Genomic DNA, 22903 nt, shown 5'->3' with positions numbered 1-22903 from the left:
GTTGAAGACACGGTCCTCAGTTGTCACGGCCGCGCTGAGACGTGTCGGGAGCTCTTGATGTCGAAGATCATCCTCTCAGGAGACCTGGGTAGATTCAGACCTGAAATGCTGGTTCGGATCCTCGAATCGATCCGAGCAGATGTGATCGTGACCCTCGAGAGCGCTTCCACCGGCCAGATCACGGTGCTCCAAGGCAAGGTCGTGGGAGCCGCCCAACCGCCCAACAAGGGCATGGAGGCGCTCAAGGAGATGGTGGGCTGGAACACCGGCACCTTCACGGTGCGTGACATTTCGGGCACCCAGACCAGCTCGATGGTGCGCAGCCCAGACATCATGAACTTTCCTGACAACGCCAGCATCTTCCGCGCCATGATGTCGTTGCGGGGGGGAGGGGGAAGGCCGCCGGGCGCTCCGCCCCAAGCGCCCAGTGCGCCACCGCGTCCCATGCCCCAAGCGGGCCCAGGCCCGGGTGGCCCGCCACAAGGCGCCCCGGCCCCGCGCCCGATGGCAGCGCCCGCCCCATCCACCCGTACCACCATCGCGGGGCCCAAGATCGGTCCGCTGGCCAAGATTCCCCACCTCACGGACAAGGGGCGCACCACCGTCAAGAGTTTACAGGCCAACTTCGCCCGCGGCGTCAACGTGGAAGGCGACAAGTGGCGCGTGTTGATGAAGTGCAACGGCGAAAGCAACCTCTACCAGATTGGTGAGGAAGTGAGCATCCTCGGCGATCGCCTGATGAAGGCCACCAAGGAACTTCAGACCGAGGCGCTGATCAGCTTCGACAGCATCGACGACCAGTCCGCCCAGCGCCTGACGGGGAACTTCAAGTTCGGCGAGTACATGATCGCCAAGGGGCACATCACCCAGGTGCAACTCGAGGCAGCCCTCCAGCGTCAGCAAGAACTGGCGCGCAAGGGGCGGTACATGTGGCTGGGCGAGATCCTGGTGGAAATGAACTACGTGCGCCCGAGCCAGGTCCAGGAAGCGCTGGCCTACCAGAAGCGGGTCAAGAAGTAGCGTCCCGGAGGCCGGGACAAAGGCGCTATAATCGAGGGTTCACTCCCGACACTGGTGGCGGTGATGGCGAAACCCTCCGGTACCTACACCCCCATGATGGCGCAGTTTTTGGCGCTGAAACAGCAGCAGCCCGACGTGCTGCTGCTCTACCGCATGGGCGATTTTTACGAGACCTTCTTCGACGATGCCCGCATCGCCGCGACGGAACTGGAACTGACGCTCACGAGTCGCGACGGCGGGCCGGACGGGCAGCGCATTCCCATGGCCGGCGTGCCGCATCACGCCCTCGACAACTACCTGCCGCGCCTGATCGCCAAGGGCTACCGGGTCGCCATCTGTGAACAGATGGAGGATCCGGCCAAGGCCAAGGGCCTCGTGCGCAGGGAGATCGTGCGGGTGGTCACGCCAGGCACCCTGCTCGAAGCCGGGCTGCTGCGAGACAAGCAAAACAATTTTCTGGCCGCGGTGGTGGCCGGGCCACGGGGCTACGGACTGGCCTGGTGCGATGCCTCGACCGGGGAGTTCGCCACCAGTGAATGGCCCGATGCCCAGCAGGTGCGACACGCCCTGGAACGCCTGGCGGCGGTCGAGTGCCTGGTCCCGGTGGAGGTGGCCAAAATTGGCTGGGTCGCCGCCCCGGAACGTCGACTGAGCGTCAGTCAGCTCGGCTTCGAGTGGGCAGCCGCGCTGCCGCCCGAACTGGCGCTGACGCCGCGCCCCCCTGCCGACTTCTCCCCGGAGGCCTCTCGGCGGGCCCTGATGACCCAGTTCGGCACCGTGAGCCTGGAAGGCTTCGGCTGTGCTCAGATGCCCCTGGCGATCGCCGCAGCCGGTGCGATCGTGACCTACATGCAAGACACGCAACGGGCCCAGCTGCCCCTCTTCTCGCGCCTGCGGACGGTGCAGGAAGAGCGCGCCCTGGTGCTCGACAGCCAGACCCGGCGTCACCTCGAACTGACCACCACCGCCCGCGACCAGAGCAGCCGCGGCTCGTTGCTGCACCTGCTGGACCGCACCCGCACGTCGATGGGCGGACGGCGTCTGCGCGCCTGGTTGCTGGCGCCGCTGACGGAGTTAGAGGCGATCGCCGAACGACACGAGGCCGTGGCCGAACTGGTTCAGCAACCGGGTCTCCAGCGGGCGCTGAGTGACCAGCTGGCACGGGTGCGGGACCTCGAACGCCTGGCCGCCCGGGTGGCCGCGGGCTCGGTCAATGCCCGCGAGCTGCGGGCGCTGGGGGAATCGCTGGCGGCCTTGCCCGCCCTGGCCGACCTGACGGTGGGTTGCCAGGCCTCGCTGCTGTCGACGTTGGCCAGTCAACCCCCAGAGCTGGCTCCGCTGGCTGATCGGATTCAGGCCACCCTGGTCGACGCCCCGCCCATTTCCATCACCGAAGGCGGGCTGATCCGGCCCGGCGTCAACGCGGCGATCGACGAGGGGCGGAGCGTGCTGGAGGGCGACCAGGCCTGGCTGACCGCCTTCGAAGCCGAGGAACGTTCACGCACCGGCATCAAGAGCTTGAAGGTGGCCTACACCAAGGCCTTTGGCTACTACATCGAGGTGACGCACGCCAATCGGCAGCTGGTCCCGGAGGACTACCAGCGCAAGCAAACGCTGGTCAACTGTGAACGTTTCGTGACCCCAGCCCTGAAAACGCGCGAAGCCGCCATTCTATCCGGGGAAGAAAGTCTCTGGCACCTCGAATACGAGTATTTCGTGGCCCTGCGGGAGGCCACGAACGCCTTGGTGCCGGCAATTCAGTCCGTCGCGAGCAGCGTCGCAACGGTCGATGTGCTGCTGGCCTTTGCTGAGCTGGCCAGCGAACGACACTACGTTCGACCGACGATGAGCGCCGGGACGGCCGTCACGATCGTGGGGGGGCGTCATCCGGTTGTCGAGGCCGCCTTGCCGACGGGCACCTTCGTGCCCAACGACCTGGCCCTCGATGCCGCCGAAGCCCCCCTGATGATCCTCACGGGCCCCAACATGGCCGGCAAGAGCACCTTCATGCGGCAGCTGGCCCTGATCGTGATCATGGCCCAGATGGGGGCCTTCGTGCCGGCTGAGGCCGCGCAGATTGGCGTGGTGGACCGCATCTTCACCCGGATCGGAGCCGTCGACGACCTGTCCACCGGACAGTCCACCTTCATGGTCGAGATGAATGAAACCGCCAACATCCTACACCACGCCACGCCCCGCTCGTTGATCCTGCTGGATGAGATCGGACGCGGAACCAGCACGCTCGATGGCCTGTCGATCGCCTGGTCCGTGTCGGAACACCTGGCCAACCAGGTGCGTGCCCGCACCATCTTCGCGACCCACTACCACGAACTCACCAGCCTCGCGCTCAGCGAAACCGGCGTGCGCTCGTACCGGGTGCTGGTCGAGGAAAGTGAGGACGAGGTGATCTTCCTGCGAAGGGTCGTTCCTGGAGGAGCGGATCGCTCCTATGGCATCGAGGTGGCCCGACTGGCCGGACTGCCCCCTGAGGTGGTGGGACGGGCGCGTCAGGTGCTCCAGGCCCTCGAGAAGAACAACAAACTGGCCGAAAGCCTGCGTCGGACGCTGACCTCCGAGGCCCTGCAGGTGCACCAATTGCCGCTCTTCTCATCGCGTTCCTGAACGGGAGACTCTCCACATGCTGCTCGCCTCGATCCCGGTTGTCCTCGCGTCGGTGATGCTGCTGGCGACGCTGGTGCTGCTGCTGGACCAGACCCTGGCCATCCTGGCCGGGACGGCCCGCGCCGGCCACCTGTTCTGGGTGTTTGCCCTGTCAGCCTTGATATTGAGTGGAATGGGACTCTCCAGCAGCTTGCGCGCCCGCGGCATGCACGAGGTGGCGGAACCTCTGGCGGCCCTCAAGGTCGTCTCGGTCGAGGCCCTGCGCGCCAACCCGGCCGACTGGAAAGACACCCCGATCGTGCTGCAGGGCCGCGGGGTTTGCCTGGATCCCCCCCCGAGCACCCAGATGGAGCTCGCCAAGCGCCTGATTCAGCAACAAGGCACCCCGATACCACCCGCCCTGCAATCCCCACCGCGCGCCCTGGCGTCGCGCGTGAAGGTCCAGGGAGAGGAGGAGGTCGAGGGGGAGGAAAGCGACTATGTGCGTGATGTCGATTTCGGTGTGGAACAGGACGCCAATCGCTTCAAACTGGGCGATGCCGCCAGTAACGTCCAGGTCGAACCGGATGGCTACCAGGTGGTGCCGGCTGGCGCACCCGACGTTCAACAACTCGACTCGGGGGAATACAGCCCCGTCGTCTCACGCAACCTGCTCGACCGGGAGACGCGCTGGGTGATTCCCTGCGACAGCCAGGTGTCCCTGACCGGCATCGTGCGGGAGGCACCACCGTTTCTGACGCTCGAACCGCTCCCCCCGGCCCTGTGTATCCTGACGGATCGCCCCTGGGACTCGGTCCTGAAAGCGATGCGCGAACAGGCCGACCGTCAGACCGTGGTCGCCTGGGCCTGGCTGGCCTTTGCCCTCCTGTGCTCGGGGCTGACGCTCTGGTTCGGCCGCGCCAGCGCACGGCAAACCTGAGCCCCGTCGCCCGCCCCCCTGATCTGATAAAATAGGACCATGTCTTCCGAATCGCTCGACCCTGCCGGTCTGCCCCTTTCCCCTGCGGGGCCCGCCCTGGCCGCCGACAAGCCCTCCATGCGCCTGTCGAGCATTTCCTGCGTGATGCCGGCCTACAACGAGGAAGACATCATCGGCAAGGTGGCCCTGGATGCGGCGGCTTACCTGGCCAGCGTGTCGGATGATTACGAGGTGCTGGTCGTCAACGACGGCTCCAAAGATCGGACGGGTGAGATTCTCGATGCCCTGCACGCGGAAAATGCTCGCATCGTGCCGATTCACCAAGCCAACAAGGGCTATGGGGGAGCCTTGCAGGCCGGCTTCGCCCGCGCTCGGAAGGACTACGTGTTCTTCATGGACTCGGACAACCAGTTCGACATCCGAGAACTCGACAAGCTGATCCCGCGCCTGAGAGAGGTGGATGTGGTGCTCGGCTACCGCGAAAACCGTCAGGATCACCTCGGACGGAAATTCAACGCTTTCGGCTGGCGCTGTCTGGTCGATCTGTTGTTCGGCCTTGGCGTGCGAGACATCGACTGCGCCTTCAAGATCTTCAAGCGGGACAAGCTGCAAATGGCGATGCCCGAGAGTCAGGGGGCCATGATCAACACCGAAATGCTGGTCAAGCTCAAGCGGCGTCGCACGCCCTGGGTCGAAGTGCCCGTGTCGCATTACGCCCGGGTGGGCGGCAAGGCGACCGGAGCCAATTTGAAGGTCATCCTGCGGGCCTTCGGCGAGCTCTTCAAGCTCCACGGCAAGCTCAAGAACTTCTGAGCGACGGAGAGAACCCGATGTTCCCGCTCGATACGGCCGTGCCCGCTTACGCGCTGGCCCACGTGGGTTTACTGGCCGGCATCGCCTTGATCGTCCTGCGTCCATTTTCGCCCGGTGTCCTGGTGTCGGCCGGAAGCGCGCTGGCTTACGTGGCCTACGCCGTCTCCATGAGCCCGGTCAGTCGACTGAACCTGGCCTGGCCGGCGGGCGTGGTGCTGGCCCTGGCCGCACTCTCCTGGCTGGCGCCGCGCTGGTCGGCACGCCTCGGCGTGCTGTACGGCTTGCCCAACCCCCGCGTGGTGATGGGGTCCTTTTTCGGCATGGTGCTGTTTGCGCTGTTGTTTCGCGGCGGTCTCTTCGTGCAGGTGGCCGGCTTGCTGGTGGGCTCCCTGGTGGCCGCCTGGGGACAACCCCGGGCCACCTTCCGCACGGCCTGGCAGGCGGGTCCCGTGGCGTTTTACACCATGCTCGGGCCCCGTGGTTTCCAGTTGCTGCTGGCCCTGCTGCTGGCAGATGTGGCCATCCAGTACCTTCTGCATCGCGTGGGCCTGGCCAGCCTCTCGCTCCACCTCTGACCCCATGGGGCGAAAGGGCCGGATTTCAGCCGATGCGAGCCCCTCGGTCCTGCTGGTGCGGCACGCCCTGCAAGCCAGAGGCCTCAGCCAGACCGAACTGGCCAGCGCCGCAGGGCTGACCCGGGACCACCTGTCACGGGTGCTGCTCGGGAAGGTCTCGTTTCCTCGCTCCCGCGACACGTTGCATGCCCTGGCCGCCGCACTGGGACTCGATCCGCTCGACTTTCCCGAGTATCGCCATCAGCTCGATGTCCTGCCCGCCTCGACCCGCCGTCTGATCGCCCACCTGAAGGCGAAACAGATCACGCAGGCCGAATGGATTCGCCGCATCGTGCCGCATTACAGCGAGGGGCATCTGCAGCTGGTGTTGCGCGGTGGCACGCCCTTCCCGAGAGACCCGGAGGCGATCGCGCGCTTCGCCGCTGCGGCCGAAGCGGACCCGCTGATGTTCGCCGAGTATCTTCCGCTCGACCACTGGCGCGATCGCCTCGAAGCCGCGGCCCGGCGGGTGCTCCCGGAAACGGACGCCGCCACCTTCTGCGCGTTGCTGAGCCGGCTGGCCGGTGGCCTGGCAGCCGCCGAGGAAGCGGCAGACCCGTTTGCCGAACGCTTGCTGCAACACTTCCTGCAGCGAACCTTCAACCCCGCGCCGGCGTCCGATCCGGAGCTCGATGACGCGCTGACCTATCTGCCTCCCTTCGCCCAGTATCAGCCCGAGATGCAGGCCGTGCTGCGCGCGATACACGCGCAACGCCTCGACGTCGCGAGGCTGAGCGCCCTGACGCACATCGAGGCAGACACGCTGTTCGCCCTGCTGAACGGTCAGGTGAAATTGAAGCCCGGCCCGATCCGCACCGCCCTGTATTCCGCCTTGGCGCTGCCGACCGACGCAGCGGGGCCGACCCCGGAGCCCACGTGACAGCCGCAACCCAGGAGGCCGCATGGCACGCATCTTGATGGCCGATGACGACCGCCCCTTCGCCCGCATGGTGGCGCGCTTGCTTGAGACGGCTGGCCACCGGGTGCAGCTGGCCCACGATGGGGAAAGTGCGCTGGCGGCCATCCGCACGTTTGAACCCGACATGCTGCTGCTCGATGTGGCGCTGCCCCTGCTGCGTGGGGACGCGATCGCCCAGCGCACCCAGCTGCCGATCCTGTTCGTGAGCGGGCGCGATCTGGACCGGGTGGCCGCCATTGAGCGCGCCAACGTGCGCCGTCTGACCAAACCGGTCGACCTGGATGACATCCTGAGAGAGGTCAATGACCTGCTGGCCTGGCGCGACGGCTAGGGCGCGTCCACCGCGCTCCGAGAGGGCGGCGCGGGCAGCAAGGCCCACTTTCTACACGGAGGAGACATACTCGCCCGTGGCGGCCGGGGCCCCGGGCAACCAGACCCTGGCCTCCGTGCCTCCCTCAGGGCACGACAGCAACTCGATGCGACCCGAATGTTCCGCGACCAGGGCGGCGGTGCGCCAGAGGCCCAGGCCACTGCCATGTTGATGGGCATCCCGGGGCCCATATTTCTCGAATGGCGCGCTGCGTCGCTCTGCCGGTAAGCCAGGCCCGGTGTCGCGGATACACACACGCAAGCCTTCACGCTCCGTGTAGATATCGACCTTCACCTCACCCTCCAGGGTGTATTTCAATGCGTTGTCGAGCAGATTTTGAAACACCTGGTTCAAACGCCGCGCATCCCCCCAGGCGGGCGGCAAGGTCTGCCAGGACGCCACCTCGGCGTGCAGCCCAAGCCCCTTGGCTTCCGCCAGCGGTGCCATGGCCCTGAGCAACCCTTGAAGCAAGCCGGCCAGCGGGACCGGCTCGCAACGCAGCGACAACTTGCCCGCTTCGAGAGAGGCCGCATCGAGGATGCCGTCGATCCGCGTCATCAAAGTGCGCGTGCTTTGCAAGACCCCCTCGAGCGCCTCCTGCTGCGCGTCATTGAGCGGACCGACCAGGCCACGCAACAGGCCCTGAACGCCAGCCAGGACCGACCCCAACGGGGCACGCAGGTCGTGGCTCTCAGCCTCGAAGGCGGCCTGACGAGCCCGGTCATAGGCCTGCAAGGCGCTCAGGGCCGTGTCCTTCTCAGCCAGCAAGCGCAGGTGGGCCGTCTGCTGATCCATCTGGCGACGCAGGGCGGCCAGCAAGCGAGCCGTATCGAGCGCGACGGCGGCCTGTCCGGCGATCGCCTCGAGCATCCGAACATCCTCGCCATCGAAGTCGCTCAGCCCCGCCCGGCTGTCGACGTAAATCACGCCGTGCAGCGTCGTTCCCACCACGATGGGAACGCACATCACCGATCGCAGGGCCAGCGCCTCGACACTGGCACCGGGCTGCCAGACGCCAACCTGCCCGGTATCGACCAGACATTCCGACACGCGCGACGCCAGCACCCGGGACACGATCGAATGGCTGTAGGGGAGGTCGGCCGCCCCCCGCCATACGCGCCAATCCGCTGTCCCGGCATCCAGCAGCAGGAGCAAACAGCGCTCGGCCCGGGTCAATTCCAGGCTGTATCGCTGCACGCGCTCCAGCACCCCATCCGGGTCGCGGGCCGTTCCCAGGGCCGTGGCAAGCTCCAACAGAATTTCCAGGTGGCGCGCGCGCCAGGACGGCGTGGCGCTGGCCTGGTCCCGCGCCAACGCCGCGCGCAGGGGGTGGGCCAGGAAGCGCTGACGGCCCGTCGGGGTGAGGTCGACCAGCACCCCCTGCAGGCGCTGCCAAGCGCCTTCCCGCTCCGCGAGAGAAGCCCCCCAAACCCGAGCAGCCAGGGCCTGCCAGATCGGGCCGGCCTGCTCGTCCGGCACGACGCGCAAGCCCCCTCGGGGCTCTCCCGCCCCTGCATCGAGCGTCACCGCCAGTTCCAGTTGCAGGCGCAGCAGGCCCGCCTCGTCCGCCCCCGCGAGCGCTTCGTGCCAGCAGGCCTCAGCCCGGGAACGGTCACCCTCCGCCAGGGCCAACCAGCCGGACAAACGCTGAAACTGAACCCTTTCGAGGCTGTTCAGGGGATCTCCGAGGTCGGCCTGAAGCTCTGACAGGCCAGCCCGTGCCCGCGCGAGGTCACCGGCATGCAGGGTCGCCTCGATCCAGACCACCCGAGCCTCACGCTGCCATTCCCGTCCCCCCGCCGTCTCGATCTGGGCCAGGGCCAGACCAGCGGCACGTCGGGCCGCCTCGAAGTCGCCCAGCCAGAGATGGCGCTCTGCCTCCATGACCAGGCCAAACTGACGCACGTAGGGGCTGTTCAAGCTGGTTTCCAGCTCGTGCGCGCGGGCGAGGCAGCGGTCCATGCGCCCCCAGTCGCCCACCTGGGCCGCCAGCAAGCTCGCCGCCCGACTGACAAAGGCCGCCAGGAAATCATAATGGTCGTCACGGGCGATTTTCCCAGCCCGTTCCAGGGCGCCGTCAGCCGTCTGAAGACGCCCCTGTGCCAGATCGCACAGCGCCAGATTGAGCCAGGCCAGGCCTTCCTCCGACCGGTAGCCCACCTCGGAGGCGACCAGGCGATTCCGTTCGAAATGGTCGCGGGCCTCGTTGAAACGCCCCAGGCCCAGGCAGGCGTTGCCGAGCAAGTTCAGAGAATCGACCCGGGCGAACGGGTCATCGCCGCGCTCCCGGATCACCAGGGCGGCCTGCAAATCGCGAAAACCGCCGGAGACGGTGGCCGGCTCTTCCACCGCGAGAGAGCCGAGGAAGGACAGGGCTTCAGCCTCGAAGGACGGCTGGCCCAGGTGCTGGGCCTGGCGCAACAGGTCGCGGTAAAGGCCTTCGCTGATGCGCCGCTGCCCCGCCATAAAACGCGTCCTGGCCAGTGCCGACAGGGCGCGTAGATATTCTTCCGGCGCCGTCGTCTCTCCCAGGATCGCGATCGCCGCCTGGTAATGCTCGGCGGCTTGCCCTAATTCCTGTCGTAACTGACGACTCTTGCCCAGCGAGGTCAGCACCCGCCCCCGCGTCAGCGCGTCGAGTGGATGACGCAGGGCGGCCTCATAGGAGGCGATCGCGCGCGGACAATCCCCCTGAACCCGCCGCGCATCCCCCAGCCGGATCCGCAATGACTGGGCCAGATCGGACCCTGCGACCTCGCTGGCCAGTCCTGCGAGTGCCGACAAGCCTCGCTCCGCGTGCAGAATGACCGCGTCGTAAGCCCAGACCCGCGCTGCGGCCTCGGCGGCCCGGGCAGACCAGGTCAACGTCGCCTGAGGGTCGTCCGCCCGCGCGAGCAAGGAAGCCAGACGATGTACGAACGCCAGCGACGCACGCCGCTCGCCGTCGGCGGCAGCCAACAGGACCTTGGCCAGCTCGCCTGAGCGACGGGCGTACTCGGCCTCCCCGAGCCAGTGCTCGATCCAGTCGCGCCACCAGCCGACCACGAAGCCTACCTCGCTGCCGCGGTCCTCCAGCAACCGGCGGGCCCACAGCCGCTGCCAGTCGAGCGGCCAGGCGGCCGGGAGCAAACGCGTGCCCGCCAACCATTCCTCGTGCGGGCAACGACCGCCGTGCACGGCCAGCAGCACCATCAGTTCCTGCTGCGCCTGACTCAGCTCGCGCCAGGCGTCTCGGAACAAGCCGTCGACGCTCGCGGGTAACCTGGGCGCCACGCCCGCCTGAGGGCGCAGCATCTGCCACACGGCCTGGCGAAGCCAGGCCGGCCGCCCACCCGTGAGATCGCGCAGGGCATCGGCCCATTCGGGGGGCTCGTTCGTCCCCAGCATGGAGCCCAACCACGCGCGGGCCTGGCGCTCGTCGAAGGCTGTGAGGGCCAGGTTTTCCGCCTCCGGTAGGGGATGCGACGCGGCGACAATCCATTGCATCCGCCCCAGAGAGCTGGTCCAGGCCCCCGCGATCACCTCCCGGCTGCGCGCGTCGACCAGCTCCCAATCATCCACCAGCAAGGTCAGCAGGCGCTGTTCCGCCACCGCCGACAGCATTCGCCCGAGCAACTCGGGCAATGCCCGGGCCAGCCGGACGGGATCCTCCAAGGGCACCATTTCAGGAAAAGCCCAGGGCCACAGCGAGGCCACCAGACGGGCCAGGGGGGTGGGAAAGGACTCGGGCAGGTGAGGCACGTGGGCAACTGACCAGCGCCAGAGGGTTTCCAGCAGGGAATAGGGAGATTGGTGAGCCGCCCCCCGCAGCAGTAGCGCGGGCAGGCCCTCGCGACGGAGGCTGACGTGGCATTCCCGCAAACAACGGGATCGTCCGGAACCCCGCTCACCCGACCAGCAGACCACCCCTCGCCGCTGGCGCCTCGCCCACCAGCGGCGCCAATCCGGCGACGCGACGAACAGGCCGTCCGACAGCACGCACGGTGGCTCAGGGCAGAGGGGCAGCAGGCGTTCACGAAGCTCCCGCAGCCCTTCGAGGCGCTGGCCCGGCTCGTGGGACAGCCACCGACGAATCAGCGCGGCCAGCGCTTCGGGAAGCTCAGCCAGCTGGCGGGCCACCTGCGCCGATGACAGAGCGGCCTGAGCCCGCAGCAATTCGTCCGGCGTCTGCGCGGCGAACAGATCGGCGCCGACGGCCAGGCGGTACAGCAAACAGCCCAGGGCCCAGAAGTCAGCCGCTGGCCCGCTTGGCTCGCCTCGCAGGGTTTCCGGCGCGGCATAGCGCGGCGTGCCGGCGGCCGCCTCGGGCGGAACGGGCCAGCGAGCCGCCAGGCCCAGATCCATCAAGCGCGCCGCGCCCGTGGCATCCCGCAGCACATTGTCCGGGCTGACATCCCGATGGAGCCAGCCTCGCGCGTGCATCGCGGTCAGGGCGGCGCTCAGCTCCCAGGCGAGGCGGGCCAGCTGCGCTGGCGGCAGCACGCCCCACTCGGCAGCGGTGACAGCACCTTCATAGGCCGCATAGAGCACGAAAGGCTGGCCCCCCAGCAAACGTCCGTGGTCCAGCACCTCGACCAGATGCGGATGGGGGATGTCGGCCCCGACATTGAACTCCTGTTGCGCCTGCGCGGCACGAAGAGGGTCTGCGCCATCGAAACGCTTCAGTGCGTAGAGGCCGTCCAGCCCCGGCGCTCGCACCAGCCAGACCGTGCCCTGTCGCCCCCGACCGAGTTCACGCACCGCAGCAAAGGGCGCCAGCGAGGAATGTCCTTCCACCTCACAGCCTCCGCGTCATCACTGTTCGCTCCCTGATGACGGCGCTTGCATCAGTTCGGACCGCATCGCTGGTCCGGAGCACCGCTTGCTGTCATGACAACGATGGCCGTATACCCCAGCCAGCCAGCCCCACACCACGCGCACGCGCCCTGGCCGGAAGCGCGACGCGCCCGCCACGGGGTGTCGGCATCACATCGAAGCGCGCGCGCGACGGGCTAACCTGGATTATCCGGATCATGTCAGGTCGGAAATGATGTCCGGATCGTCACGCCGTCGTTGGTTTCCCCATGCCCCTTCACTCTCTGGCCGTTCCCCGCGTCGCGCGGGAGGCCGTCGTCCCTCATCCCCCCCGTGCCTGGCTCGGCGGGATGCTGGCTGCGTGTCTCGGGCTTACCCTCTGCCTGCCCCTGCCCGCCCCCGCCGCCGCCGTCGAAAAGACACGCGAGCACGCCATCAAGCAAAAGGCCGGGTCGACTCGACGTCCCCCCGCCCGACGCCCGGCCCCTGAGACCGATGCGCTGGCCTTGCTGGCCGACCCTCCCCCAACGCGCCAGCACCCTGGCCCCGCCCCCAGGAAAACCGGGCGGCCGAAGCCTTCAAAGGCTTCTGCAGCAGGGCAGGTGCGCCCAACCCAGGGGTTGCCGGACCGCCACCCGGCGCCGCGCCGACCAGCGGTTCAGGCAGCAGCAGCGCACAAGGACCGTCCTTCCTCGCTGAAGGCGCCGGCACGGCGGGTGGTGAGCCCGGCACTGACGTCCAACCGCCCCCCAGTCCAGCATCCCGCTCCCGTGAAGCGGGCGCCGATTCGCAGCCTGGCCCCTCGTCCGCGCGCGGTGGACCCCGTGGTGATCGAGGAACTGGCCTGGCAGAGTTTCGGTCTGGTGCTGCAGACCTCAGGTCCCTTCGAGCCAGCCATCTCGGTGCTGAGCCACCCTCATCGGTTCGTGATCGACCTGCCAGCGGCCGACTTTGGGGACACCAACCTGAAACGCACCCTGACCGTTCAGCGAGGGGGCGTGAAACAGGTGCGCATGTCCAAACAGGGCGAAGGCGTGCGGGTGGTGCTCGACTGTGAGAGCGCCCCGAACTTTCAGGTCATGCAGGTCCGGGAACGTGCGGTCCTGATCGTGGCCCAGGCGGGTCAAGAGGATCCGGCCCTGGCCCAGACGCTGGCCCGCTTCGCCCAGGCGAGCGGCGGGAACGAGGGCGAGGAAGGCCAGGAGCTTCAAGGCATCTGGAGCCGCGAGAGCGACACCCAGTTGACCCTCCACGTCGGCCTGCGCAACGGCGAAAAGCTTCGCTACCAGGTCTCGCAACCCGCTCCCGACCGCCTGCGCTTGCGCGTCCCCGGGGGGGCGTTCGAGGACAAGCTGCCCCCGCCAGGTCGCCTGCTCAAACAAATTGAAGCCAGTCGGCAGGGAGGCGTCTGGACGCTGGATGTCAGTCTGGCGGAGGGGCACTATGAACTCGCGGAACGCCGCGATGAGCAGGGCGGCATCACCTTGGTCTGGGAACGCTTGAATCCCCGCAGCCGACCGGATATGCCGCTGGTCGTGATCGACCCGGGACACGGGGGCGCCGACCCAGGCGCGATCGGACCGACGGGGCTGGCTGAGAAGACCGTCTGCCTTGAGATGGGCAAAGCCCTGGGAGAGGCGCTGAAACGCCGCGGTTACAACGTCATCCTGACCCGCAGCACCGATGCGGACGTGTTGCTGGCACCGCGCTTACAAGCGATCGACCGCCATCAGGCTGACCTTTTCATCAGCCTGCACACCAATTCCCACGTGAGCCGTGAGGCCAACGGCCTGGAGACCTACTGGCGGGAGAGTGGCTCCCGCGGCTTTGCCGAGACGGTTCACCGCACCGTGGCGACGCTGTTGCGGCGACCCGACCGCGGCACCAAACAGGATGGCCTGTTCGTGTTACGGCATGCCGTGGTGCCCTCCCTGTTGCTCGAGGCCGGTTTCATCTCGAACCCGGCCGAAGAGCGCCTGCTCCACGATGGTGGATTCCAGGCCCAGGCCGCCTTCGCGATCGCGGTGGGCATCGAAAACTTCCGGGTGGCGCCTCTGACGTGGCTGGGGCCTGCCTTTCGGATTCCGGTCTGCCCCACCGTCGCGAGTCTCGCCTGCGGGAGCGAAAAACGGTGAATTGGCGACTTTCCGGCTTTACCCCCATCCCGAAGCGCGCGCTGGCGCGGTATCATAACGTGGTCTGTCGACTCGAACGCCGCGCGGGCGCACGGCCTGTCGCGAAGTCGGCGATCGCCCTGTCGAGGCACACCCCCCCATGGAACTGAAGCAAACCTGGCAAATTTTGTGGAAGCGTCGCTGGTGGGTCGCCCTGGCCTTTCTGGCGATCGTCGTGACCACCGGTGCCATCACCTTCACGACCCCGCCGGCTTACCAGGCCGGCACCAAGTTGTTGATCGAGTCGCGCGACCGCACGCTCTCCGCCCTCGGCCCGGAGATGGCCAACCTGACGGAACTGTCCAGCCTGTCGCGCACCGGCAGCCCCCTCGACACCCAGGCCGAGTTGCTGCGGAGCGTGCCGGTGATCGCGCGGGTCATCAAACGGGTGAACCTGACCAACCCGAACACGGGCGACCTGATCAGCACGGAGGACTTTCTGGCCGCGGCCAAGGTCACGCAAATCAAGGGCACCGACATTCTGCAGATCTCCTACATCCACACCGACCCGATCGTGGCGACCCAGGTCAGCGACGTGTGGGCCCAGGTCTTCCTGGAGCAAAACCGTCAGTCCAACCGGACAGAGGCCTCCAGTGCCGCGCGTTTCATCCAGGTGCAACTGGAAAAAACCAAGCGGGACCTGGCCCAGGCGGAGCAAGCCCTGCGCGACTACAAAACCACGCACGGCGCGGTGGACCTGACCGAGGAAGCCCGCACCTCGGTCCAGACGATGGCCAACATGGAGGCTGAGCTGCGCCAGGCCGCAGCGGCCGCCAGCGAATCGAAGAGCCGGGTCAGGGCGCTCAGACAGCAGCTGGGCATGTCGGCCCAGCAGGCCATGACCTCGACCGCCATCAGCCAGGACCAGACCATCCAGAAGCTGCGTCAGCAATTGCTGGAGCTGGAAACCAGTCCGGTGCTGTCCAATGCCTCGCTCACGCCCAACCACCCTGAGGTGAAGGCTATCCAGGCGCAGATCAGCGTGATCCGGCGAGCCCTCGCGCAGGAAGCCGCCGATGTCGTTGGCAAACGTTACGGCGGCGACGGTGTTCGCTCCAACCTGGACCCGATCCGCCAGAACCTCACCAAGGAGCTGGTGGCGGCTGAAATTGACGCCCTGGGTTTTCAGACCCGGGTCGATTCGCTGTCGCGCGTGGTGGGAGGCTTCAATGGACGCCTGGCCAACCTGCCCAACAAGGAGTTGAACCTCACGCGCTTGATGCGCAATGCGTCCGTCACGGCCGAGCTCTACAAGATGCTGTTGCAACGCCACGAAGAAGCCCGCATCCAGGAAGCCATGAACGTGGGCAATGTGCGCATTGTTGAAGAGGCGGTCCTGCCGGAACGCCCGATCCGCCCCAAGAAAGCTCAAAACATGCTGCTCGCGCTGGTGGTGGGGGCGCTGACGGGCATGGGGTTGGCGCTTTTCCTGGAGTATCTGGACGATTCGATTCAGACGACCGAGGACGCCGAAGAAGCGGTCCAGCTCACGACGCTCGGCATCATTCCGTGGCTGGCCGACGCCGAGACCGCGCAGCTCGTCTCCTTGCGGGAACCGCGCTCGCCGGCGGCAGAGTCCTACCGAACGCTGCGCACCAACATCAAATTTCTCTCGACCGACAACCCGATCCGAACCCTGACGGTCACCTCGGCAGGCCCGGAAGAGGGCAAATCGACCACGCTGGCCAACATGGGGGTCTGCTTCGCCCAGGCCGGCAAGCGCGTGCTGATTGTCGATACCGACATGCGCAAGCCGACCATGCATCACCTGTTCAGCCTGCCCAATCAGGACGGCATCTCGACCGTGATCGCCGGAGATTGCCTGCTTGACGACTGCATCCGCCAGACCGCGCAACCGGGCCTGTCGGTGCTCACCTGCGGCCCGACCCCGCCCAACCCTTCGGAACTGCTCGAGTCCCAACGGATGAGCCAGCTGATCGAAGAGCTCAAGCAACGCTATGATCTGCTCCTGTTCGACGCGCCCCCGATCATCGCGGTGACGGATGCCAGCGTGCTGGGCGCCAAGCTTGACGGCATGCTGCTCCTGATGGGCATCAACAAGGTCAGTCGCAAGGCAGCCCGGCACTCGCTGCAGCTGCTCGCGCGCGCCAAGGTCAAGGTCTGGGGCATGGTGGTGCGCGGCGTGCGCCCGGACAACGATGGCTACTATTACAGCTACTACCACAAGTATTACGGGTCGCTGGAGAACCAGCACGACAAGACCCTGCCCACACCGGCCAGTGTGGCCCACCTCCGTCTGAGCCGCGACCGCAGCGATGGATGACGTGACTGCCGGGGACATTCTCCCGCTGCTCGCTCTCGACTTGCACTGTCACCTGCTGCCCGCTCTCGACGACGGCGTCAAGGAGCGTCAGGAGTGCCTGGACCTGGCACGCGCCCTGGCCGCCTATGGCCTGACGCAGGTCTGCGTGACGCCCCATATCCACGCGGACCTGTATCCCAACCGCCGGGAGACGATCGTGCAAGCCTGCGCGGAGACCCAGGCCTGGCTCGCCGAACAGGGGATTTCACTGAGGCTGATTCCTGGCGCCGAGGTAAGGCTCGACCCCGACAGCTGTCGCCCGGAGACCTGGCTGACCCTGGCCGACGCAGGACGTCACATGCTGGTGGAATTGCCGCCTGGCCTGCCCCTGGTCGCCCAGCTCGAACAACAACTCGACCAGCTGCAAGCAGCCGGCATCACGCCGATCATCGCCCATCCGGAACGCCAGGGCTTGTTTCAGCGTCACCCGGAGCTGCTGGAGCGCTGGGTGCTGGAACGCGGCATCCTGACCCAGGGCACGCTGTGTACGCTGGCTGGGGCTGCTGCGGACCGCACCGTCGGCTTTCTGGAAGGCTTGCTGCAGCGCGGGTTGGTGCATTTTCTCGGCACCGACGCGCACCATCTCGATCGTCGCATCCAGGGGCTGGAGCACGGCATCACCCGCCTTCACGCCCTGGTGGGAGACGACAATGCCATGACGATTCGCTTTCATAACCCCGACGCGCTGCTGCGTGGACATCCCATCCAGCGTCCGCGACCCGTCGAGCCGGATAAACCACCCTCGCTGCTGGCACGCCTGATCGGCCCCCTGAGACGGAGTTGAAATCCCCATGTTCCGTGCTTTCCCCCATCTGTGGAGTTTGCTGCTGGCGGTTTGTCTGCTCGTGAGCGGCACGCCGGTCCACGCGGAAGGCAATGGTCCCGCGGAGCCGCAATATGTGTTGCGTTACGGCGACTCGGTCAACCTCAAGGTGGTAGAGAACGAGAAGCTCACCCTGCAGGACCAGCCGATCCGGCCCGATGGCCGCGTCAGCTTTCCGTTGATCGGCGAGGTCCAGGCGGGCGGGCTGACCCTGCCTCAGCTCACCGACCGGGTGACCAAAGCCTACGGACGCTTCTTCGTCGACCCTCACGTGGTCATCAACGTGGAACAATTCCGCCCCTTGCACTTCAGTGTCGTCGGCCTGGTGAAGCAACCGGGCACCTATGCCATCAAGGAACCCGTTCGCTTGCTGCAGGCACTCGCCCTGGGTGGCGGCTATGATCCCCAGCGGGCGAACCTGAAAGACGTCCTGATCGTCCGCCCGAATGGGGCCTTGCGCCAGGTGGACCTGACCCAAGTGCTCGCCGGGCGGCTGGAGGAGAACGTCTGGATCGGGGATGGTGATACGATTCGCGTCAACGAAGTCGAGACGCCGGACCTGTATCGCCTGTTGCCGCCCCTGGCAGCGGCGTTGAGCATTACAAGCACCCTGATCATCCTGCTCGTTCGGCGCGATTGAGGCCCCCTCGCGCCGCCGAGTACTGGCCCCGGGTTGGCCCGGCAGGTGCGAGCGCGCCGCCCACCTGATAACCCGTAAAACGGACACAGCAAAAGGCTTTTAGCCCTCTTTACGACAAAGGCTTGCCTTGTTTGTAAAGTTATATTAAGCTAGCCCCAGTTGCCACCCCCAATTCGCTCAGATCAAGCGGAGAAGCGCATTTTTGCGCTTCCCTTTCCGTTTGTCCAAGGAGGGCACGCCCCATGAACCACAGTCTCTTGCCTGCTGAGGCTCCTTGCGTCCAACCGGCCGACGCGGCCTTGGCCCAGCCTCCCGAAGCGTCCATCTCGCTGGCCATTGGCGCCGTCACGAGTCTGGCTGGACTGCGTCAACGACCGCCGCTTCAGGCGGCTTCCCTGCTCGCGGGAGAAAATGGTCTCGGGCGCGCGGTGCAGGGCATCGTCAGCTTGGAGGCCAGCGAGGTGAGCCCCTGGCTCCGAGGCGGCGAACTGGTCCTCAGCACCGGCGCCAACTGGAGCGATTCGCCGGGGCACTGGCTCGACTTCATCCGAGGACTGGCGCAGGCGGGGGCGGCCGGCCTGGTGCTGCTCGCCGGCGCGAGCATCAAGCTGGTGCCTCAGGAAGCGCTGACGCTGGCGGAATCGCTGGAATTTCCCCTGCTGGTGCTGTCCAATCCCGGGGCCTTGCTCGAGGTGATGCTCGCCCTGCAAACGGCGCTGGATGGTCCGGCGGCGCCCTCACGTCAGAACGGGCTTCAGCGCCGTCTGCTGGAACAGGTGCTCGATGGGTCCGGCTGTGATGCCCTGGCGCGAACCCTGGCCAGGCAAGTCAACCGCAGCGTGGTGGTGGAGGACAAGCAGTTCAACCTGCTGGCGGTGGCTCAGGCAGGGACAGGCCACGAGCCGACCATTGACGAACTGGTCGCCAACAAGGGCACCCCGGTCCAGGTCATTCAAGCCTGGGAGGCCGACGGAACCCTGCAGGCCCTGCGCAAGCAGCGGCAGGTGGTGACCACCACGGGGCGCGCGGCGGGCGAGGCAAGCCGCGTGATTCACCCCTTGCTGATTCACGGCGAGGTCTGCGGCTATCTGTCGGTCCTGGATGGCCACAGCCTCGATGCCAGCAGCCTCGCCCAGGTGGCCGAAGGGGCCCTCGCGGTGGCGCTTGAGCTGCTCAAGCAGAGGGGGGCCAGCGAATCCGAGCAGAAGCTGAAGCGCGACTTTTTTCGCGACCTGCTCCTCGCCAACAGCCCAGCCACCATGGAGACGCTGAGGCGACGCGCCACCTACCTGGGCTATCCGCTGAACGCCGCCTACTGGGTGGTCAGCCTCGAATTCGACGGCCAGCCCTTGCAGGAGGTGCAAGCCGAGGAGGTCCAGCGCCTGATCGCGATGCTTCACGCCCTGCTGAGTTTTCGCCAGGCGGTGGTCGTCAATCAACCGCAAGGCGCCACCATCCTGTATCCCCTGAAAGATGGTCAGCCCAGCGCGGAGAAACTTCAGCAACTGACCGATGCGATCCACAAGAAGATTGCCGGCTCGGGCAACGGCTGGAGCGTGTCGATCGGCGTGGGGCGGCAGAACGAGAGCCTGCTGGACATCCCCCAGAGCTTCAAGGAGGCGCAGCACGCCCTCAAAATCGGCCGGCATACCCACGGCCCTGGACAGGTCACGTTCTTCTCGGAGCTCGGCATTTACCGGATGCTGTTACAGTTCGCCCAGAGTCAGAACCCCCACGATTTCTTCTGCGAGCCGCTACAACGCCTGATCGATTACAACCAGCAAACTGACAAGGAACTGGTCAAGACCATCGCCGCCTTTCTGGAATGCAATGGCAACCTGACCGAAACGTCCACCAAGCTGTTCATCCATCGCAACACCCTGAAATACAGGCTTGAACGCATTCGAGACATCACCGAGATCGACCTCGACGACGCCGAAAATCGGCTCATGCTGCATCTGGGCTTGAAGATGAATCAGGTGATCAACTACCTGCGTTGAGCAGGGCCAGACGGGCCCCCTCCAGGGTCCAGTCCGGTTCCCAGCGCGCTTCCGGCATCAGAGGCGCCAGCAGGGCGGCCCCCCCACCCGTCAGCACCAGCGCACGGGCGGAGGGGGCCTCTGCTTGCATGCCCCTCACCAGATGACGCAGGGCCCCGACGTGGCCCGCCACGATCCCCGCCTGAATGGCAGCCTCCGTACTGGCGCCAATCAGACGAACCGGGGCAGCCAGCTCCACCCTCGGCAATTGAGCGGTTCGGCTGGCCAGGGCGTCCCGAGCGGTTTGTAGCCCCGGCAGGATGGCCCCTCCGAGCAACCCGCCTGCGGCGTCGACCACGGTCAAGGTGGCGGCCGTACCGGCATCGATCACGATGCCGGCGCCGAAGTGATGCCGCAGCGCCACGGCATTGGCCAGTCGGTCGGCGCCCAGCGATTGCGGAGGGTCATAGGCAATCGTCAGGCCGAGCGACAGGCCCCCGTGCAAGACGAACAGGTCTCTTCCCTGCGCCTCCCATGCAGCCACCCAAGTTGCCGCCAGTTGCGGAACCACCGAGACGAGGGCGATTCGGCCCGGGGGCAAGCTCGGGCACCCGGCCAGCGCTTCGGCCTGGGTCAGACGTCCGGACTGAAGGGGGCGATCGCCCGCGTAGCAGATCCAGCGAACGTGGGTGTTGCCAATGTTCACCGCGATCACGGGCGTGTCCTCGGCGAGGCCATCAGCCCCCAATTGGTTGCCAGAAGCCCGCCTGCGTGGTATATTCGAAGTTCGTGCCATTGCGCGCCAACCCGTCTGTCTATGAATTCTCCGGAGGTCCATCCCCATGTCCCAGCGCTGTGATGTCTGCGCAAAGGGTCCTACGACCGGCCACAACGTGAGTCACTCCATGGTGCATACCAAGCGTCGCTTTATGCCCAACCTGCAGACCGTGCGGGCTCAAATCAAGCCCGGTCTCGTTCGGCGCGTCAAGGTGTGCACGTCCTGCCTGAAGGCCGGCAAGATCACCCGCGCCGTCTGAACTCAGACCCTTGCATCCAGAACGCCCGAGTGCTTCACTCGGGCGTTTTCCTTTGGGAGCGCGCGGGTGGCTCCCCCTTCGCGGATGAGCTCCGCTCACGAGACAAGACGTTCGAGGTCTTCCCGGCTCAGCTGATATTTGCTGCCGCAAAAATGGCAGCGAACCTCCGCTTTCCCATCCACGTCGATCATGTCGCGGATTTCAGCCTCTCCCAGCAGTCGGATGGCCGTCAGCACACGTTCCAAGTCACACGGGCAGGCAAAGCGGACCAGATGGTCCTCCTGCAGAATATCGACCTTGAAGCCGTCCAGGGCAGTCTCCAGCACCTGGACCAGCGACATGTGCTCCTTGTCCATCGCGGAATAGGGGGGCAAGGCTCGGATGGCGGCCTCCAGGCGTTCAGCAATTTCATCGCCCGCATCCGGCAGCAACTGAACCAGCAATCCCCCCGCACTGACCACCCGCCCGCGCTCCACGAAGATGCCCAAGGAGACGGCTGAGGGGATCTGCTCGGAGTGTGCCAGGTAGGCGGTGATGTCGTCGGCAATCTCGCCACTCACCAGGGCCACCGTCCCGGTGTAGGGGCGGCGACCGAGGTCGTAGGTCACGCTGAGATGGCCGTCGCGTCCGACCGCCCCCCCGACGTCAAGGTGACCGTCCGCCCGGGCAGGCAGGTCAACCCCGGCATTGCCGACGTAGCCACGTACCGTGCCGTCGGTGCCGGCATCGACGAAGATGCCGCCGATCGGACCGCCCCCCACCAACCGCACGTTCAGACGGCCCGATTTGCGCAGGGTGGAGGCCAGCAACAGCGCCCCGGTCATCACCTTGCCCATCGCCGCAGCGGCGGTCGGGGAGAGGTCATGCCGTTCCCGCGCCTCTTCGGCAAGGTCGGTGGTCCGGATCGCGACGGCGCGGATGCGTCCGCCGGCGGCGGTGGCTTTCACGAGATGGTCCCGGATCATGGCCCACATCTCCCCTGCTTGGGCAAACCGACGGACCGGCCTCCGACTGGCTCACCAGGTACATCTACCACAAGAATCAGGCGTTGCTGCGAACCGCCGAGGGGCTCGCGGCGCGCACGGCCCGCATCATGTTGGCCATTTCGATGGCGGTCATGCCGGCCTCCCAGCCCTTGTTGCCCCCCTTGGTCCCCGCCCGCTCGATCGCCTGTTCGATGGTGTCCGTGGTCAGGACCCCGAACACGACCGGCGTTCCGGTACTCAGGGCCGCCGCCTGGATGCCTTTCGCAGCCTCGCCAGCCACGTAATCGAAGTGCGGGGTGGCGCCCCGGATGACGGCACCCAGCGCGGCCACCGCCCCATAGCGACCGGACTCTGCCGCGGTCTGGGCCATCAAGGGGATCTCGAAGGCACCTGGCACCCAGTAAACGTCAATGCTGGCCGCCTCCCCGCCGTGGCGCACGATGGCGTCCTCAAAGCCCGACAACAAGCGATTGCCGATCAGTTCGTTGAATCTCGCCATCACGACCGCGAAGCGCGTGCCGGGCTCGACGACGAGATGTCCATGGATGTGATTCATCGGAACTCCTGGCGAATCTGGCCGTCTCCTGGGACGGCCGGCACGGGATCGGCGTCTTCCGTTTTAGCGGGGCAAGGCGGAAATGTCAAAAGCAACTCGCCCTGAGCAGCGCCGGGCGTGCATTCATTGCGCCCACATTGTGATATAATTCACGCGGGAAGCGTTTCTCTGCCGGGGTCGTGCAGGCCAATGGGGGCCGACGGCGACCGCGGAAAAACGTCGCTCAGCCTTGCCTTCCCTCGCTCACGATACGCGCGCGCGTGGCCACCGCCCCATGACGAACATCGCGACGCAGGCTCACCCTCGACGTAGCT

17 protein-coding genes are annotated in these 22903 nt (G+C 66.5%); 13 read left to right on the top strand and 4 right to left on the bottom strand.

The genetic code is table 11. The annotated features are described in order from the left end of the window. The first annotated feature begins 57 nt into the window (after positions 1–57). From VKP62_05175 to VKP62_05145, 7 genes are all read left to right on the top strand, one after another. Positions 58–1020 (top strand): DUF4388 domain-containing protein, encoded by a 963-nt coding sequence (locus tag VKP62_05175; GenBank protein MEB3196578.1) that lies wholly within the window; start codon positions 58–60, stop codon positions 1018–1020. Positions 1021–1083: 63 nt separating this feature from the next. Further along, entirely contained in the window at positions 1084–3642 is a 2559-nt protein-coding gene (gene mutS / locus VKP62_05170) for a DNA mismatch repair protein MutS (protein ID MEB3196577.1), read from the top strand. 16 nt (positions 3643–3658) lie between these two features. After that, positions 3659–4561 (top strand): hypothetical protein, encoded by a 903-nt coding sequence (locus VKP62_05165; GenBank protein ID MEB3196576.1) that lies wholly within the window; start codon positions 3659–3661, stop codon positions 4559–4561. A 39-nt stretch (positions 4562–4600) separates the two neighbouring features. After that, the gene (locus VKP62_05160) at positions 4601–5374 is read left to right on the top strand and encodes a glycosyltransferase family 2 protein (protein MEB3196575.1); all 774 of its coding nucleotides are present in this window, start codon (positions 4601–4603) and stop codon (positions 5372–5374) included. 17 nt (positions 5375–5391) lie between these two features. After that, positions 5392–5949, top strand: a complete 558-nt coding sequence (locus VKP62_05155; protein ID MEB3196574.1) for a hypothetical protein — start codon at positions 5392–5394, stop codon at positions 5947–5949. Next, positions 5888–6868 carry a helix-turn-helix transcriptional regulator gene (locus VKP62_05150; protein ID MEB3196573.1) on the top strand — a complete coding sequence of 327 codons (981 nt, stop codon included), beginning with the start codon at positions 5888–5890 and terminating at the stop codon, positions 6866–6868. Before VKP62_05155 ends, VKP62_05150 begins: the two co-directional genes overlap by 62 nt. A gap of 22 nt (positions 6869–6890) precedes the next feature. Further along, complete coding sequence (locus VKP62_05145; GenBank protein MEB3196572.1) at positions 6891–7238, top strand: response regulator; 348 nt, start codon at positions 6891–6893, stop codon at positions 7236–7238. Between the two features lie 51 nt (positions 7239–7289). Here VKP62_05145 and VKP62_05140 read toward each other — a convergent pair whose 3' ends face one another. Beyond that, a complete protein-coding gene (locus VKP62_05140) occupies positions 7290–12053 on the bottom strand; it encodes an ATP-binding protein (GenBank protein MEB3196571.1) in 4764 nt (1587 codons plus the stop codon). Positions 12054–12340: 287 nt separating this feature from the next. On the opposite strand from VKP62_05140, the gene VKP62_05135 reads away from it, so the two are divergent. The 5 genes from VKP62_05135 to VKP62_05115 all read left to right on the top strand — a co-directional run bounded on the left by VKP62_05135 (position 12341) and on the right by VKP62_05115 (position 20031). After that, positions 12341–14206 (top strand): N-acetylmuramoyl-L-alanine amidase, encoded by a 1866-nt coding sequence (locus VKP62_05135; GenBank protein ID MEB3196570.1) that lies wholly within the window; start codon positions 12341–12343, stop codon positions 14204–14206. A gap of 139 nt (positions 14207–14345) precedes the next feature. After that, entirely contained in the window at positions 14346–16529 is a 2184-nt protein-coding gene (locus VKP62_05130) for a polysaccharide biosynthesis tyrosine autokinase (GenBank protein ID MEB3196569.1), read from the top strand. Beyond that, positions 16522–17352 (top strand): CpsB/CapC family capsule biosynthesis tyrosine phosphatase, encoded by an 831-nt coding sequence (locus tag VKP62_05125; GenBank protein ID MEB3196568.1) that lies wholly within the window; start codon positions 16522–16524, stop codon positions 17350–17352. The genes VKP62_05130 and VKP62_05125 overlap by 8 nt, the downstream gene beginning before the upstream one ends. Positions 17353–17359: 7 nt before the next feature. After that, complete coding sequence (locus tag VKP62_05120) at positions 17360–18031, top strand: polysaccharide biosynthesis/export family protein (protein ID MEB3196567.1); 672 nt, start codon at positions 17360–17362, stop codon at positions 18029–18031. 242 nt (positions 18032–18273) lie between these two features. Further along, entirely contained in the window at positions 18274–20031 is a 1758-nt protein-coding gene (locus VKP62_05115; GenBank protein ID MEB3196566.1) for a PucR family transcriptional regulator ligand-binding domain-containing protein, read from the top strand. On the opposite strand, the gene VKP62_05110 is transcribed toward VKP62_05115, so the two are convergent. Next, the gene (locus VKP62_05110; GenBank protein ID MEB3196565.1) at positions 20015–20725 is read right to left on the bottom strand and encodes a type III pantothenate kinase; all 711 of its coding nucleotides are present in this window, start codon (positions 20723–20725) and stop codon (positions 20015–20017) included. The genes VKP62_05115 and VKP62_05110 overlap by 17 nt on opposite strands. A gap of 127 nt (positions 20726–20852) precedes the next feature. On the opposite strand from VKP62_05110, the gene rpmB reads away from it, so the two are divergent. Next, positions 20853–21047, top strand: coding sequence for a 50S ribosomal protein L28 (gene rpmB, locus VKP62_05105; protein MEB3196564.1), 195 nt, complete (start codon positions 20853–20855; stop codon positions 21045–21047). 95 nt (positions 21048–21142) lie between these two features. Here rpmB and hslO read toward each other — a convergent pair whose 3' ends face one another. Together hslO and ribH are read right to left on the bottom strand one after the other, a co-directional pair. Then, positions 21143–22009: an Hsp33 family molecular chaperone HslO gene (gene hslO / locus VKP62_05100; protein MEB3196563.1), complete on the bottom strand. Its 867-nt coding sequence runs from the start codon at positions 22007–22009 to the stop codon at positions 21143–21145. A gap of 79 nt (positions 22010–22088) precedes the next feature. Further along, positions 22089–22589 (bottom strand): 6,7-dimethyl-8-ribityllumazine synthase, encoded by a 501-nt coding sequence (gene ribH / locus VKP62_05095; protein ID MEB3196562.1) that lies wholly within the window; start codon positions 22587–22589, stop codon positions 22089–22091. Positions 22590–22903: the final 314 nt, after the last annotated feature.

It is taken from the genome of Candidatus Sericytochromatia bacterium (assembly GCA_035285325.1).
Taxonomy (GTDB): domain Bacteria; phylum Cyanobacteriota; class Sericytochromatia; order S15B-MN24; family JAQBPE01; genus JAYKJB01.
The sequence above is the reverse complement of the archived record's forward strand: the minus strand, read 5'-3'. Positions and strand labels throughout refer to the sequence as shown.